Origin of the sequence: Amycolatopsis sp. 505 (genome assembly GCF_031625235.1) — a bacterium.
GTDB lineage: Bacteria > Actinomycetota > Actinomycetes > Mycobacteriales > Pseudonocardiaceae > Amycolatopsis.
The window spans coordinates 325,936-340,531 of sequence record NZ_JACKQP010000003.1; the positions used below are offsets into that span (position 1 = coordinate 325,936).

A 14,596-nucleotide genomic window follows, 5' to 3' on the forward strand; every position below is an offset into this window, starting at 1 on the left:
GGTAGATTTTCGGTGGCGGGTGGTGGGGATTGTGTCTCGGACGCGGGGTTCCGGGTGGTGCGCGCCGGGCTGATGCTTTGTCGGGGCTCGGTGAGAGTGCGGCTCGGGCCGATGCTGGCGGCGCCTTTCACCTGCGGGACCGGCTCGCGGTGTGTGGGCCCTGGCTGGCGTGGGGCAGGTGCGGGTCGGCTGTCGTCTGTTTCTCGGCCGGCTGGCTCGCCGCCTGCCCCGGCCAAGTCGGTCCGGCTGGCTTGCCCGGCCCTTTGGGCCTGCTCGGCCCGACAGGACCGGCCCGCCACGAGCGGCCGGGAGCCGCCCGGACGGAGGTGCCCGGCTGATGGGGTCGGTCCGGATTGAACGGCCCGTCGGGCGAGGTCGGCCCGACCACCGCGGCACGGTTCGCCTGATCGGCCCACCTGAACCAGCCGACCACGAACGGCCGGGACTCGGTCGGATCCAGCTGCCGGGACCGGCCGACCCGCCTGGGCCCGCCCGCGGGGCTCGGCCTGGCCGCCCGGCCCGGCCCGGCGGCCTGCCGGACCGGCCCAAACGGGCCCGGCGGCCTGGACTGCCTGGCCCGGCTGGACAGGCCCGCCTCGCTCGGCTCTGGGACCGGCCTGCCCGGACCGGACAGGATGGGCCCGGCGGCGTGGACAGCCCGGCCCGGCTGGACAGGCCCGCCTCGCTCGGCTCTCGGACCGGCCTGCCCGGACCGGACAGGATGGGCCCGGCGGCGTGGACAGCCCGGACCGCCTTGCTCGGCCCCTGGACCGGACCGGGTGGCCTGCCCGGATCAGGCCTGGGTGGCCGGGCGTGGGCGGATGCGTTACACCGCAACTCCTTTCAGGCGTCGGTCGGGTTGAGGGGCTTGAGGGCGGTCAGCGGGTCAGGTCGGTCAGTTCGGCGAGGACTTCCGAGGCCGTCACCGGGTCGAGTTCGCCGAATACTCGGGTTCCCTGGGGGCTCCAGGCTCCCTCTCCCTTCTCGTCCAGCCAGATGTCCGTGAGCTTCTGCTCGGGTTCCTCCGCCGGCAGGCCGACCAAAATGCCCGGGTCGAGGTTCAGGACCACTGCTCCTCCGTCGGGGGTGGGGCGGAGGAGCCAGCCCTCCAGGCCGTTGTCCAAGGCTGGGCCTCGGTGCCAGCCCTTCTTCGTCAGGCCCAGGAGCTTGCCCGTCGGGACCGTGTGGTTCTCGAACCTCTTCAAGGTGGTGGCCGACCTCTCCGCTTCCTCCAGGCGCGCCGCCGGGCGGCCGAGCTGGGGGAACGGCTGGAGGATCTCGTAGTCCGCGAACAACGCCGACCAGGCCGCCAGCTCGTCGGCGAACTGCAGGGGGTGGGCCACGCCCACCTCGGCCGTCTCGGGGAGGGCGTACTCCTCGTCGTGGATGTCGGCGTACGTTCCGTCCTCTGCGCAGCGGAACGTCTGGCCCGCCGTGGTGCGCCAGACCAAGCGGCGGACCAGGTGGACCAGCAACGGGTGGCCGGCCAGGAGGTCGGTGAACTCCGCCGCCGGCCAGTGGCGGCCCTGGACCATGGCCGACTCCAGACGGGGGATCTGCTCCGCCGCCACCGTGCGGACGTCCTTCTTCAACGCCGTGAACCGCTTGTATTCCACCGCCGCGAGCTCGGCGTCGTCCTTCGCGCCCGGCTTCGGCAAGGCCTTGCGGGGCTTGCCGTCCGGGTCCGTGACGTACGGTTTGAGCTGTTCGTCGAAGCCGACGACGAACTTGCGGGGGCCGTAGTCGATCACTGCCGTGGCTGCCTCGTCGAGGCCGAGTGTCGGGACCAGGCGGTCGGCCAGCTGCTCGGCCGACAAGCCGAGCCCCTCGGCGACGGCGGCGATCTTCTCCTGGGCCCGGAGCTTCAGTGCCTTGAACTTCACCTTCTGCGCGATGGAATTCAGATGCAGCAGCGCAAAGTCCGTACCGATGCCGGCCAGGACGTCGAGGGCCGCGGCCGCGCGGGCGTGGCCGCCTTCGCCCGGCCAGGCCCGGATCTGCGGGCTCAGCTTGCGCACCACGTCGTCGTCGCCGAACAGACCCAGTGCGGTGAGCACCCAGCTGTCCTTGGCCGGGTAGTCCGCGGCCCGCCAGCGACCGAACAGCGCCCACGCGAACTCCGCCAGCGAAGCCGTGTCCGCGAAGTCGCGCAGGTGCGCCACCCCCGGGTAGACCTCGTCAGGCGTCGACAGCGCGAACAACATGAGCACGTGCGGGATCACCCGGTCGGGCAGGGCCTGCTCGCCGCCGCGGACGCGGATCTGGGGCAGCACCGCCGGATCCGCCCACGCGCCGGGGACCGGCAGGCGCACCGGCAGGACCTCCAAGGGGTCGGTGACGAGCAGTTCGGCGACGGCCTCGGCCGCCTCCGCGCCGTGGTGAGCGGCCGCCGCGGACACCGCCTCTTCGTGCCCGCTCTTCGCCAGGACGCGCAGTGCGGCCTCGGCGGTGCGGCGGTTCGTTCCGGCCGGGCCGAGCGCCACCGGGACCAGGAACCTCGTGGCGTCGGTGAGGTGCCGGCCGAGCCACGCCAGCGCGACCTCCCGGGCCTTCTTCAGCCGGACCAGCCAGTCCGCCATCAGCAGCGCGATCTCCGGGCTCACGAACGGGAGCAGCACTTCGCCGCGGTGGCCCGGGTGCGCCGCCGCCATCGCCAGCAGCGGCCGGTAGGCGAGCAGCCCGTGGCGGCTCGCCAGGACGCGGCCCCAGATCTCCCCGTCCCACGCCTCGGCCGGGCGCCACCCGGCCAGCCGCTCGCGCACCCAGTCGTCCGGGGCTTTGACGAACAAGGTGGGCCCGTCCGGCGCGTACAGCTTCCCGGCGTCGTACTCCTCGGCCGCGCGCTGCCAGCCGCCGTACAGGCCGCGGTGCAGCCGCGTGTGCCACTCCGCCCACTCGGCCTGTTCCCCGGGGGCCCACACCAGTTTCGGCTCGGCCGGGACCGAAAGTCCACTGAGGACGGTGGGTGTGCGCCGGGCGTGGCTCGCGGCCCACGGCGGGTCCACGAGCACCCGCGGCAGCGCCTCGTCGGCCACGGACGGCAGCCGCTCTTCGGCCGCCAGCGCGCGTTCGACCAGTGCCCGCTCTGCAGCGTCAAGATCGGGCAGGACGCCGGTCGCGACGTCCGGATGGGCCGCGACGTGGCTGCGCAGCAGGAAGTTCGCCTCTTCGGCGTACGCTGCTTGCGTGGTGGCGGCCCGCGCCAGCAGCCGGACCGCGCGCTCCGGCGTGCCGGCCATCCCGGCGGCGACGACCGGCTGCACGTGTTTCTGCCCCAGCCGCGTCACCAGCAGCTCGAACGCTTCGTCGCCGGGCAGGCCGGCCAGCACGGACAGCAAGAACCTGCGGGAGTCGCCTCCGCTCGGATCAGCGTCGAGGGCGCGGGCGAACAGGGGAGCCGACGCGGCCCCCATCGCGTCGAACAGGGTGTAGCGGACCTCCTCGGCCTGGAGGCGCCAGCGGAGCACCACGGCCGGCACCGCTTCCAGCTGGTCCCGAGTGGACAGTGCCTGCAGGACCGACGTCCAGTCGACGCCGAACTCCCCGAGCGGCCGGACGGCCGCCAGCATCTCGCGGGCCCAGTCTTCGCGCGTGGGCACCAGGTAGGAGGCCACCACCTGACCGGCCGGTTCGGTCCGGAACGCGGCCAGCGCCGCCGTCGCCGCCTCGTACTCGGCATCGCCGGCGGCGGCGAGGAGTGCGCGCAGCCGGCGGAACAGCGGATATTCCCCGGGAAAGAGGCCCCGGCACCGCTCCGTCCGCCGTTCCAGCAGTGCGGTGCCGTCGGGGTAGTGGTCGGAGTGGACGACCTGGGTCATGGTGGCCGCCGCCCGGACCGCGAACCCGGGCCCCCGCGCCCACCACGCGTCGGCGATCCGCCACGCCTCCTCCTGCCCGCCGGACTTCCGGCGCAGGCCGCTGTGCAGCAGCGTGGCCAGCACGGCCGCACTCAGCACGTCCTCGCCGCCCGCGCGGGCGGCGCCGACGAGGTCCGGATCGCTCGCCGGATTCCGCAGCGCCGCCCTCGCCACGTCTTCGCCGGCCACCGCGGCCCGCCACCACCCGGCCGCGTCCGCCGCCGGCTCGGTGTCCGGCGGGAACCAGCCGCCGCGCCGGACGTGGACGTGCGTTCTCCACGCCGGGTCCGGGACGAACGTCTCGGTCATTGCTGCCCCCCAAAGTCGGTCGATGCTGGGCCGAAGGCTACGGGAGGGGTCCGACAATTTCCGGCGATCCGCAGCTCCGGCCCCGGTTTCTGGCACAGTGGGTCGCATGGGGGAGGACCTTGCCACCGCCGTGGCCGCCGTCGTGCCGGCCGTCCGCGCCGCGATCCCGCCCGCGCCCGCCGCGGCGCTGGGCCGGCTGCGGCTGGAACCGGAACGCCGCCGGTTCCCGGACCTCCCCGAGCCCGAGGTGCTGAAGTCGCTCAGAACCCTGCCGTCGTGGCTCGTCGAACGCGTCCACGGCGCTGTGGAGCTGCCTCTGACGAGCTTGGCCATCCCGGCGCCCCCGGTCGCCGCCGGGCTGAAGCCGCCGCCGGACGGCGCGTACGGCTTCCTCACCTCGGACAGCGAAGCCGACGCCCTGCGGGAGACGCGGTCACTGCACCTGCTCCGGCCCGGCTTCCTGGACCTGGTCGCGGAGTTGACCACCGGCTTGGCCGCACGAATCCCGCACCCGGTCGAAGGCGACGAAGCCGCCATCGCGGCCGCGCACGGCGCCCACCACCTCGCGATCGCCCTGGTGACCGCGACGATCGTCGCCCGCGAAGCAGACAGCCCGGAGATCGCCGCCATCGTCGGGACGGCGCTGGGAGTGGCCGCGAGCCTGCTGCGCGAGACGCCGATGCCCGACGGCTACGCGGAAGCGTTGCGGGACAAGGAACGAGCCGAATACCGGCTGCCGCAGTCCGGCAGCACGTCCGTGGCCGTCCGCGACCACGTCTTCGCCCTGGCCGAAAGCGAAACCCCGGCCGTGCCGCCCGACTTCGCCGGCAACGGCCTGGCCGAGGTCGTCGACGGTGGCGTGGCCGTCCGCACCGGCACGGAGAACGGCCCGGTCCAGGTCGGCATCCGGGTGCTGGCCGAGCCGCCCGCCACGGCGGAAACCCTGGGCTGGGACGAAGTCGTCGACCTCAGCTGGCACGCGGAGCACGGCTCGGCCGGCGTGGGCCGGGGCGTGACGACGCCGCACTGGCCCCACGTCAAGACCGTCACGACCCCGCCGTGGCCCGGTGACTACCGCGTCCGCGTGCACGCCTACGGCCGCGACGACCCCGAGACCGAGAGCTACGACCTCTGGATCTGGGCGGCGCCGCCCGAGCCCCCGGTCGTGCACGCCCGGGCCGACCGGCTCGGCCACCGCCTGCGCGGCGAGCCGGAGCCGCCGGTACCGGACCGGCCCGAGGTGCGCTACCGCTGGATCGGGCGGTCCCGGCTGACCGTCGCGGCGACGGTCACCGTGGTCACCGGCCTCCCGGCGGAGGAGGTCATCCGCGCGTTCGGCGCCGACCCCGCCCGGCCCGAACCCCTGCCCGAGCTGCGCGAGGCGTACGCGGACCCGTGGCTGGCCGTCCTGGACCTCGACGGCGTCGTCGTGGCGATCGAGGAGAACGGCTACTACGGCTCCCACGCCGACGTGCTCACCGCGGCCTCCCGCGCCGGCCGGGCGGCGAGCATGTTCTGGAACGTCAACGCGGTGACGCGCCTGTCCTTCGCCAAGGCCGGCACTCTCCTCTCGTCCTTCGAACCCGGCTTGCAGGAGCCGTCCGCGGATGAGGAGGTCACCGCGGCGCTGGCCGGTCTCGACCTGGAGAACTACCGCGACGGCAACGAAAAGGGCCTGGTCGCGGTCGAGCGGTTCACCGGCCGGGGCCTGTACCCCGAAGACCTGGAGGACATCGAGCGGATCGGCGTGGCGTACCGGATCAGCGACCCCGGTTGACCGCGCTGATGTCGTCCTGAAGCCGGTCCCGGACGTCCGAGCGGGCATCCCGGGGCACCGGCGCCGACGCCTGGGACGGCTCGCCCGCCGGGCCCGGCACCGGGTACACCTTGTTCTCCCCGGGCAGCGGGACGCCCGGGCAGATGGTGGCCGCCGGCCGCGCGCCGCCGAGGTAGAAGCCGTTCACCAGATCGTCCACACAGGAGTTGCCGCTGACCGCGTACTGGCCGTGGAACGGCGAATCCGCCACCGAGACCATCGGGATCCCGGCCGCCCGCGCCGCCGCCTCCGCCTGCTCGTAGCCGGTCTGCGGGTCGAACTCGCCCTGGACGACGAGGATGTTCTTCGCGGCGGCCGCCGAGAGCTTCGGCAGCGACTGCCGGGGCGGGTCGGACCAGAAGCCGCACGCCTCGCTGAGGCCGTACGCCCAGCCGAACAGCGGGTACGCCGGCCCCTGCAGGTCGCTGAGCAGCTTGTACCAGCTCGCCGTCCGCGTCGGCTGGTCGCCGCACGCCACGGCCAGCCGTGTCCCGGGGACGTCGGCGTAGTCGGGCTCCGGCGGGTCGGCCGCCACGTCGGCCGCGGTCAGCCGGTCCGCCGGACGGCCGAAGACCGCCCGTGACGCCCGGTCGAGGTCGCTGCGCAACGCCGCCGGCGGCGGGGTGGTCTTGCCGTCGAGCGCGGCCGCGCCCTTCGTGAGGACCAGGGCACCCGTCATCCACTGCCGGCTGCTGCCGTTGCCGACGAAGACCGAGTCGAAGACGTCGGGCGGCACGCCCTGGGTCTTGAAGTAGGCCCGCAGCTTCTCCCACGTGGCCCGGACCTCGCCGGCGGTCTTGCCGAGCTGCTCCGGGAACCGGCGGGCCAGCCACGGCGCGTAGACCCGGTCGAACTGGCGCTGGTCGATCTTCGGGAACGCCTCGAACGCGGCCTGGAGGCGGCCTTCGAAGTTGACGCTGGAGTCGAGCACCAGCTTCCCGGCCCGCTCCGGGAACAGCGACGCGTACTTCGCGCCGAGCCAGGTGCCGTAGGAGAAGCCGAGGTAGTTCAGCTTCTCGTCGCCCAGCAGGGCGCGGATCAGGTCCATGTCGTGCGCGGTCTGCCAGGTGGTGATGAACGGCGCGAGCGCGTCGCTCTGGCACGCCTCGGCCAGCACGCGCGGCGTCCGCTGGTGCAGCGCGATGCTCGCCGCCGAGCGGTCACGGGCGTCGAGGTCGTCCTCCTGCGGCAGCCGTCCCAGCGGCACCCGGCAGACGTACCCGTCGTCCGTGCCGCCTTCCTGACCGGTGCCGCGGGGGTCCATCCCGACGATGTCGTAGTGCTCGTTCAGCGACGGTTCCAGCCCGGCCAGCGCGCCCGCGAGCGACGTGCCCCGGCCGCCGGGTCCGCCCGGGTTCACCAGGATCGCGCCCTGCCTGCTGCCGGTGGCCGGCACCCGGCTGATCGCCACCTGCAGGTCGATCCCGGCCGCGGGGGCCGCCCAGTCCCGCGGGACGGTGATCCGCGCGCACTCCGCCGTGGGTGGCTTGGTGCGCTGCTTGAACGGGCAGGCGCCCCAGGAGACCTCCTGCCCGCGGTAGGGCGCGAGCGGGTCGGCCGGGGTCGCCGCGGCGGGCGCCGTGGCCGCCACCAGGACCGAGACCGCCACCACCAGTCCTGCTCGGGACGTTCGCACCGCAGTTTCCTTCCTCACGCACCGGCCGTGAAGATCCAAGCACGGCCGGTGCAGGACGGGCAGCGCAGAGCCGCGGCTCGCCGGGCGGATTCCATCGATCCGGTGAACGTCGCGGTGCAGGTCAGGTGCGGTACGGGCCGTGGTTGCCGAGATCGGGAGCCACCTGCGGGCGAGGGCCGTCCTGGCCGGGCACCGGGGTGGTGGTGGCGCGCCACGCCGGGTCCGTCGCCGCCGGCTCGACGACCACCTCGGTGGCGGGCCGGACGTAGGTCTCGGTGCCGCCCTCCCGCTCCTGGAAGTGCTCCTCGACGATCCGGTCCTGACGGCGGCGGGCGAGCACGGCCAGCGTCAGCACGTGGGCCACGGCCATCAGCAGCAGGAAGACGCCGAGCCGCCCGACCAGCGCGGCCGTCGACCCCGACCACTGCGGGCCGACCACCGAGAGCAGCGCGAGCACGCCGAAGGAGACCAGGTGGAAGACGGTCACCACCATCCACGCCAGCGAGCCCGACCCCTCACCGCCGTCCGGCCCGCTGAGGTAGCGCCGGCCGCCGCGGTAGAGCACCTGGCCGTCGGCCACCACGAACACCAGGCCGATGATCAGGAATCCGGTGAGGTCGTTGTCGGGCATGCGTCTCCTCCTCTTTCCGGCGGAGTACCCGGCCTGGCCGGGCCCGGACGGCGGTTCACCGGAACGAGCGAACGACGGCGATCACACCCGGGAATCATTTCCGGCCGCCGGACGTCTGAGGGGGCGTGAAGAGAATTGGCTTCCTGTCGTTCGGCCACTGGTCGGACAGCGCACACTCCGAGACCCGGTCGGCCGCCGACTTCCTGCACCAGTCGATCGACCTGGCGGTGGCCGCCGAGGAGCTCGGCGTCGACGGCGCCTACTTCCGCGTGCACCACTTCGCGCGGCAGGCGGCCAGCCCGTTCCCGCTGCTCGCGGCGATCGGCGCGCGGACGTCGAGGATCGAAATCGGCACCGGCGTGATCGACATGCGCTACGAGAACCCGCTCTACATGATCGAGGACGCGGGCGCCGCCGACCTCATCTCCGGCGGCCGGCTCCAGCTCGGCATCAGCCGGGGATCCCCCGAGCAGGTGATCGACGGCTGGCGGTACTTCGGGTACGCCCCCGGCGAGGGCGAGACGGACGCCGACATGGCCCGCCAGCACACCGAGGTCTTCCTGAAGCTCCTGGAGGGCGAAGGCTTCGCCCAGCCGAACCCGCGGCCGATGTTCGCCAACCCGCCGGGTCTGTTGCGGCTCGAGCCGCACTCCGAGGGGTTGCGCGAGCGCATCTGGTGGGGGTCGGGTTCGAACGCGACGAGCGTGTGGGCCGCGAAGCTGGGCATGAACCTGCAGAGCTCGACGCTCAAGGACGACGAGACGGGCGAGCCGCTGCACGTCCAGCAGCGCAAGCAGATCGAGGCCTACCGTGAGGCGTGGACCGAAGCCGGCCACGAGCGGGAGCCGCGGGTTTCGGTCAGCCGCAGCATCTTCGCGCTGACGAACGACCAGGACCGCGCCTACTTCGGCCGCGACCGCCACTCGCGCGACCAGGTCGGGATGATCGACGAGAACACCCGCGCGATCTTCGGCCGGTCCTACGCCGGCGAGCCCGACGAGCTCGTGCGGCAGCTGAAGGAGGACGAGGCCGTCCAGGCCGCGGACACCCTGCTGCTCACCATCCCGAACCAGCTCGGGGTGGACTACAACGCGCACGTGCTGGAGAACATCCTGAAGCACGTGGCCCCGGAGCTGGGCTGGCGCTGACCGCAGGCGGCCCGGTGGCGGCCGGGCCGCTCTTCGTCAGCCGTGGGTGACCTTCAGGCCGTAGAACGCGACCCGGGCCCCCTTCGTCGTGCTGTCCGAAGAGGACTGGTTGTACGAACCCGCCTTGAAGTACTGCTTGTAGGCCTTGAACGACGACGGGATGCTGTAGTGCGTGGTGCTCCCGTTGACCGTCAGGTCGATGGTGTTGCCACCGGAAATGCCGATCGTGTAGGTCCACGTCTTGCCGATCGAGACGTGGCCGACGGTGTGCGGTGTCTGCCCGCCGTCGGGGGAGTTCTCCGTGCCCAGCACGATGTCCCCGCTCGCCCGGTAGTACAGCTCCAGCAGCGGTTTCGTCGACGAGCCGCCGGTGCCCAGGTGCACCTGGCCGACGCACACGTTCGACGTCACCGAGACCACGCGCAGGGTCGCGCTCAGCTTGTGCGAGCCACTCAGCGACCAGTTGGCCGCGGAGCCGTCGCGGTTCATCTCGCGCAGCTCCGAGCGCGCGTAGTTCGAATTCGGCGTGGTGACGCCCTTTTCCGGCGCCCAGAAGGTCATCGCGCCGTCGCGGGTGTCGGTGTAGAAGTAGCTGTCCTGGAAGCCGTTCGGCCCCTGGAGCCGGGACGACGAGATGGTCGTCGGCTTGCCGGGGGAGCCGACCGGCTCCTGCAGCTGCCAGATCGAGAGGTCGAAGTTGCCGCCCGGGGCCACGGACGGGTCCGCCGCCAGCGCGGGGGAGGCGGTCGCCACGGCCAGGGCCGGGACCGCCAGGAGGGCGAGCAAGGCGCGCACACGCATCGTTGGGTGTCCTTTCACGGTAAATGGTCTGGACAACCCGGCGGCGTGGGACTCACGGTAGGTCGGCGTTCACCCGATGTCAAGATCGCCGCCCACGCGAACGGGCCCGGCCGGAAGACCGGCCGGGCCCGTCGGTGCCACGATCAGGCGAGGTCGAAGCGGTCCAGCTCCATGACCTTCGTCCAGGCGGCGACGAAGTCCGCCACGAACTTCTCGCGGGCGTCGTCGCCGGCGTAGACCTCGGCCAGCGCGCGAAGCTGCGAGTTCGACCCGAAGATCAGGTCGACCGCGGTGGCGGTCCACTTGACCTCGTCGGTCGTCACGTCGCGGATCTCGTAGACGTTCTCCGCCGACTCCGACGCCTTCCACTTGGTGCCCGGCGCGAGCAGGTTGGCGAAGAAGTCGTTGGTCAGCACACCCGGCTGGTCGGTGAGGACACCGTGCGCGGCGCCGCCGTGGTTCGTGCCGAGGGCGCGGAGGCCGCCGACCAGGACCGTCATCTCCGGCGCGGTCAGGTCGAGCATGTACGCGCGGTCGACCAGCAGCACCTCGGGCTGGCGCTTCTCGCCGGCCCGCAGGTAGTTGCGGAAGCCGTCGGCGCGCGGCTCGAGGACCTTGAACGAGTCGACGTCGGTCTGCTCGGCCGTGGCGTCGGTGCGGCCCGGGTGGAACGGCACGGTCGTCTCGACGCCGGCGTCGCGCGCCGCCTTCTCGACGGCCGCCGAGCCGGCCAGCACGATGAGGTCGGCCAGCGAGATCTGCGCGCCACCGGCCTCGTTGAACTCGCGCTGGACGCCCTCGAGGACCTCCAGGACCTTGCCGAGCTGCTCGGGCTGGTTGACCTCCCAGCTGCGCTGCGGCTCCAGGCGGATCCGGGCGCCGTTCGCGCCACCGCGCTTGTCGGTGGAGCGGAAGCTCGCGGCCGACGCCCACGCGGTCGAAACCAGTTCCGAGACGGAGAGCCCCGAGTCGAGGACCTTCGCCTTGAGGGCGGTGATGTCGGCGTCGCCCACGAGGTCGCCCTCGACGGCCGGCACCGGGTCCTGCCACAGCTGCGGCTCGGCGACCCACGGGCCGAGGAAGCGGCTGACCGGGCCCATGTCGCGGTGCAGCAGCTTGTACCAGGCCTTGGCGAAGGCCAGCGCGAACTCGTCCGGGTTGTCCTTGAACCGCTGCGAGATCGGGCCGTAGACCGGGTCGAAGCGCAGCGACAGGTCCGTCGTGAGCATGGTCGGCTTGTGCTTCTTGTTCGGGTCGAACGGGTCCGGGATGATTTCCGGCGCGTCCTTGGCGACGTACTGCTTGCCGCCACCGGGGCTGGTGGTGAGCTCCCACTCGTAGCCGAAGAGGATCTCGAAGAAGCGGTTGCTCCACTCGGTCGGCTTGTCGGTCCAGGTCACCTCGAGACCACTGGTGATCTGGTCCGGGCCCTTGCCGCTGCCGAGGGTGTTCAGCCAGCCGAGGCCCTGGGCCTCCAGCGGGGCGCCCTCCGGCTCCGGGCCCACGTGGTCGTCGGCCACGCCGGCGCCGTGGGTCTTGCCGAAGGTGTGCCCACCGGCGATGAGGGCGACGGTCTCCTCGTCGTTCATCGCCATCCGGGCGAAGGTCTCGCGGATGAAGTGCGCCGCGGCCTCGAAGTCCGCGCTGCCGCGGGGACCCTCGGGGTTGACGTAGATGAGACCCATCTCGGTCGCGCCGAGCTCCGGCACCATCTCGGTGTCGGTGGCGTAGCGCTCGTCGCCCAGCCAGTCGTCCTCCGGGCCCCAGAAGATCTCTTCCGGCTCCCAGGTGTCGACGCGGCCGAAGCCGAAGCCGAAGGTCTTGAAGCCCATCGACTCCAGGGCCACGTTGCCGGCCAGGACGAGCAGGTCGGCCCAGGAGATCTTCTGGCCATACTTCTGCTTGACCGGCCACAGCAGGCGGCGGGCCTTGTCCAGGTTGGCGTTGTCCGGCCAGCTGTTCAGCGGGGCGAAGCGCTGGGCGCCGTCACCGGCGCCGCCGCGGCCGTCGTGGATCCGGTACGTGCCCGCCGCGTGCCAGCTCATCCGGATCATCAGGCCGCCGTAGTGGCCGAAGTCCGCCGGCCACCAGTCCTGCGAGGTGGTGAGGACGTCGGTGATGTCCCGCTTGAGGGCCTCGACGTCGAGCTTCGCGAACTCCTTGGCGTACTCGAACTTCTCGCCGAGCGGGTTGCTCTTCGACGAGTGCGCCCGCAGCGGGCTGAGGTCGAGCTGGTTCGGCCACCAGTCCTGGAGGGTGCGCGGCCGGCCGCCCGTCTTGGGGGTCGGCGAGTCGATCGCCGGGTTCTCGCTCTCGCTGCCCTGCGAAGTCACCGAGTCGTGCGCGACCGGGCAACCGGCCGCCGCCTTCTTGTCCACGCCCTGCGCGGAGGACGGGTTGTCCTGGGTGGAGCTCATTTACTTCCTTCCGGGAGCGGCGAATCATTTCGGGGACGTTCGGCCGCGCAGTCGGGGCAGGTGCCCCAGTAGACGACCTCCGCCTGGTCGATCACGAAACCGTGGTCGTCCGAGGCGGTGAGACAGGGGGTGTGGCCGACGGCGCAGTCGACGTCGGCTATCGCCCCGCACGAACGGCACACGACGTGGTGGTGGTTGTCACCCACCCGGGCCTCGTAGCGGGCGTTCGCGCCGGCCGGCTGGATGCGCCGGATCAGCCCGGTGTCGGTGAGCGCCCGCAGCACGTCGTAGATCGTCTGGTGCGAGACCGTCGGTTGCTCGGCGCGCACCAGTTCGATCACCGTTTCGGTGTCGACGTGGGGATGCTCGCGCAGTGCGGCCAGCACGGCCAGCCGGGGTCGCGTGACCCGCAGCGAGACCGCCCGCAGCTGTGCTTCGAAGTCCGACATCGCCGCCGACCCTAGGGCCTTTTCTGGAATGGGTCAAGTTTGCGCCCCCATCCGTGTGGCTCAACCGGGGTTCACGCTGAGTCAGCGGGACGAGTTAGGCTCCCGGGCATGCCGGACACGCAGTACGAAGACCTCCTCCGCCACGTCCTCGACACGGGCACCCGCAAGGGCGACCGTACCGGCACGGGCACGAGGTCGATCTTCGGGCACCAGCTGCGCTACCGCCTGTCCGAGGGTTTTCCCCTGATCACCACGAAAAAAGTCCACTTCCGCTCGATCGCCTACGAGCTGCTCTGGTTCCTGCGCGGCGACGCGAACGTCTCGTGGCTGCAGGAGCACGGCGTGACGATCTGGGACGAATGGGCGGCGGCCGACGGCGATCTGGGCCCGGTCTACGGCGTCCAGTGGCGTTCGTGGCCGACCCCGGACGGCGGACACGTCGACCAGATCGCCGAGGTGCTGCGCACGCTGCGTGAGAACCCGGACTCGCGGCGGATCATCGTCTCGGCGTGGAACGTCGCCGACATCCCGCGGATGGCGCTGCCGCCGTGCCACGCGTTCTTCCAGTTCCACGTCGCCGACGGGAAGCTGTCCTGCCAGCTGTACCAGCGCAGCGCGGACCTGTTCCTCGGCGTGCCGTTCAACATCGCCAGCTACGCGCTGCTGACGCACATGATCGCCGAGCAGGTGGGCCTCGGCGTCGGCGACTTCATCTGGACGGGCGGGGACTGCCACATCTACGACAACCACGTCGACCAGGTCCGCACGCAGCTCGCCCGGGACGCGCGGCCGTTCCCGACGCTGAGCCTGAAGCCGGCGGAGAGCCTGTTCGACTACACGTACGAGCACTTCTCGGTCGAGGGCTACGACCCGCACCCGGGCATCAAGGCGCCGGTGGCGGTGTGATCGGGCTGATCTGGGCCCAGTCCGCGAACGGCGTCATCGGGCGCGACGGCGAGCTGCCGTGGCACCTGCCGGAGGACCTCAAGCACTTCCGCGAGGTGACCGCGGGCGCGACGGTGCTGATGGGGCGCCGGACGTGGGAGTCGCTGCCCCCGCGGTTCCGGCCGCTGCCGGGCCGGCGGAACCTCGTGTTGTCCGGTTCGCCGCAGGAGGGCATCGAGACGTTCTCCGACCTGCCCTCGGCGCTGGCCGCGGTGTCCGGTGACCTGTGGGTGATCGGCGGCGCGGCGGTGTATCGGGCGGCGCTGCCGTTCGCGGATCGCGTGGTGGTCACCGAGCTGCGGAAGTCCTTCGAGGGGGACACCCACGCGCCGGAGGTCGGGCGTCCGGCGGACTCGGTGGGGGAGTGGCTGGAGTCCGCCACCGGCCTGCACTACCGCTTCCTGACCTGGGGCTGAGGCTCGCTCCGGGGCGCCCGCCGACGTCGCGAATGACTCATTCGGGACCTCCGGCGTCCCGAATGAGTCATTCGCGGCATCCGGCCGGCCGCCGCGGACCGTTGCGCACGCCTGGGCGGACGCTATACGGTTGGCTCGAACTAGAACACGTTACAGTTCTAGTGGCCGGTC

General features: G+C 72.2%; 10 protein-coding genes. 4 read left to right on the forward strand and 6 right to left on the reverse strand.

The window, feature by feature from the left end; genetic code table 11:
* Positions 1 to 878: 878 nt before the first annotated feature.
* Positions 879 to 4,166 (reverse strand): DUF4132 domain-containing protein, encoded by a 3,288-nt coding sequence (locus tag H5965_RS13070; protein WP_310969928.1) that lies wholly within the window; start codon positions 4,164 to 4,166, stop codon positions 879 to 881.
* Positions 4,167 to 4,272: 106 nt separating this feature from the next.
* Between H5965_RS13070 and H5965_RS13075 the strand changes: the two genes are divergently transcribed.
* The gene (locus H5965_RS13075) at positions 4,273 to 5,943 is read left to right on the forward strand and encodes a DUF6461 domain-containing protein (RefSeq protein ID WP_310969929.1); all 1,671 of its coding nucleotides are present in this window, start codon (positions 4,273 to 4,275) and stop codon (positions 5,941 to 5,943) included.
* Here H5965_RS13075 and H5965_RS13080 read toward each other — a convergent pair.
* Complete coding sequence (locus H5965_RS13080) at positions 5,927 to 7,591, reverse strand: alpha/beta fold hydrolase (protein WP_310970584.1); 1,665 nt, start codon at positions 7,589 to 7,591, stop codon at positions 5,927 to 5,929. The two genes, H5965_RS13075 and H5965_RS13080, sit on opposite strands and share 17 nt — an antisense overlap.
* 148 nt (positions 7,592 to 7,739) lie before the next feature.
* Positions 7,740 to 8,249 (reverse strand): hypothetical protein, encoded by a 510-nt coding sequence (locus H5965_RS13085; protein WP_310969930.1) that lies wholly within the window; start codon positions 8,247 to 8,249, stop codon positions 7,740 to 7,742.
* A gap of 125 nt (positions 8,250 to 8,374) precedes the next feature.
* On the opposite strand from H5965_RS13085, the gene H5965_RS13090 reads away from it, so the two are divergent.
* Positions 8,375 to 9,397 carry an LLM class flavin-dependent oxidoreductase gene (locus H5965_RS13090; RefSeq protein WP_310969931.1) on the forward strand — a complete coding sequence of 341 codons (1,023 nt, stop codon included), beginning with the start codon at positions 8,375 to 8,377 and terminating at the stop codon, positions 9,395 to 9,397.
* Between the two features lie 36 nt (positions 9,398 to 9,433).
* Here H5965_RS13090 and H5965_RS13095 read toward each other — a convergent pair whose 3' ends face one another.
* The 3 genes from H5965_RS13095 to H5965_RS13105 form a co-directional block, all read right to left on the reverse strand.
* Positions 9,434 to 10,198 carry a polysaccharide lyase family 7 protein gene (locus tag H5965_RS13095; RefSeq protein ID WP_310969932.1) on the reverse strand — a complete coding sequence of 255 codons (765 nt, stop codon included), beginning with the start codon at positions 10,196 to 10,198 and terminating at the stop codon, positions 9,434 to 9,436.
* Between the two features lie 143 nt (positions 10,199 to 10,341).
* Entirely contained in the window at positions 10,342 to 12,615 is a 2,274-nt protein-coding gene (katG, locus tag H5965_RS13100; RefSeq protein ID WP_310969933.1) for a catalase/peroxidase HPI, read from the reverse strand.
* Positions 12,612 to 13,064: a Fur family transcriptional regulator gene (locus H5965_RS13105; protein WP_310969934.1), complete on the reverse strand. Its 453-nt coding sequence runs from the start codon at positions 13,062 to 13,064 to the stop codon at positions 12,612 to 12,614. The genes katG and H5965_RS13105 overlap by 4 nt, the downstream gene beginning before the upstream one ends.
* 108 nt (positions 13,065 to 13,172) lie before the next feature.
* On the opposite strand from H5965_RS13105, the gene H5965_RS13110 reads away from it, so the two are divergent.
* Positions 13,173 to 13,970 carry a thymidylate synthase gene (locus tag H5965_RS13110; RefSeq protein ID WP_310969935.1) on the forward strand — a complete coding sequence of 266 codons (798 nt, stop codon included), beginning with the start codon at positions 13,173 to 13,175 and terminating at the stop codon, positions 13,968 to 13,970.
* Positions 13,967 to 14,425 carry a dihydrofolate reductase gene (locus H5965_RS13115; RefSeq protein WP_310969936.1) on the forward strand — a complete coding sequence of 153 codons (459 nt, stop codon included), beginning with the start codon at positions 13,967 to 13,969 and terminating at the stop codon, positions 14,423 to 14,425. The genes H5965_RS13110 and H5965_RS13115 overlap by 4 nt, the downstream gene beginning before the upstream one ends.
* Positions 14,426 to 14,596: the final 171 nt, after the last annotated feature.

What these genes read in the sequence shown, in the direction of transcription:
- H5965_RS13070 (WP_310969928.1), bottom strand. Translation starts at nt 4,166, where the DNA reads ATGACCGAGACGTTCGTCCCGGACCCGGCGTGGAGAACGCACGTCCAC.
- H5965_RS13075 (WP_310969929.1), top strand. Translation starts at nt 4,273, where the DNA reads ATGGGGGAGGACCTTGCCACCGCCGTGGCCGCCGTCGTGCCGGCCGTC.
- H5965_RS13085 (WP_310969930.1), bottom strand. Translation starts at nt 8,249, where the DNA reads ATGCCCGACAACGACCTCACCGGATTCCTGATCATCGGCCTGGTGTTC.
- H5965_RS13095 (WP_310969932.1), bottom strand. Translation starts at nt 10,198, where the DNA reads ATGCGTGTGCGCGCCTTGCTCGCCCTCCTGGCGGTCCCGGCCCTGGCC.
- katG (WP_310969933.1), bottom strand. Translation starts at nt 12,615, where the DNA reads ATGAGCTCCACCCAGGACAACCCGTCCTCCGCGCAGGGCGTGGACAAG.
- H5965_RS13105 (WP_310969934.1), bottom strand. Translation starts at nt 13,064, where the DNA reads ATGTCGGACTTCGAAGCACAGCTGCGGGCGGTCTCGCTGCGGGTCACG.
- H5965_RS13110 (WP_310969935.1), top strand. Translation starts at nt 13,173, where the DNA reads ATGCCGGACACGCAGTACGAAGACCTCCTCCGCCACGTCCTCGACACG.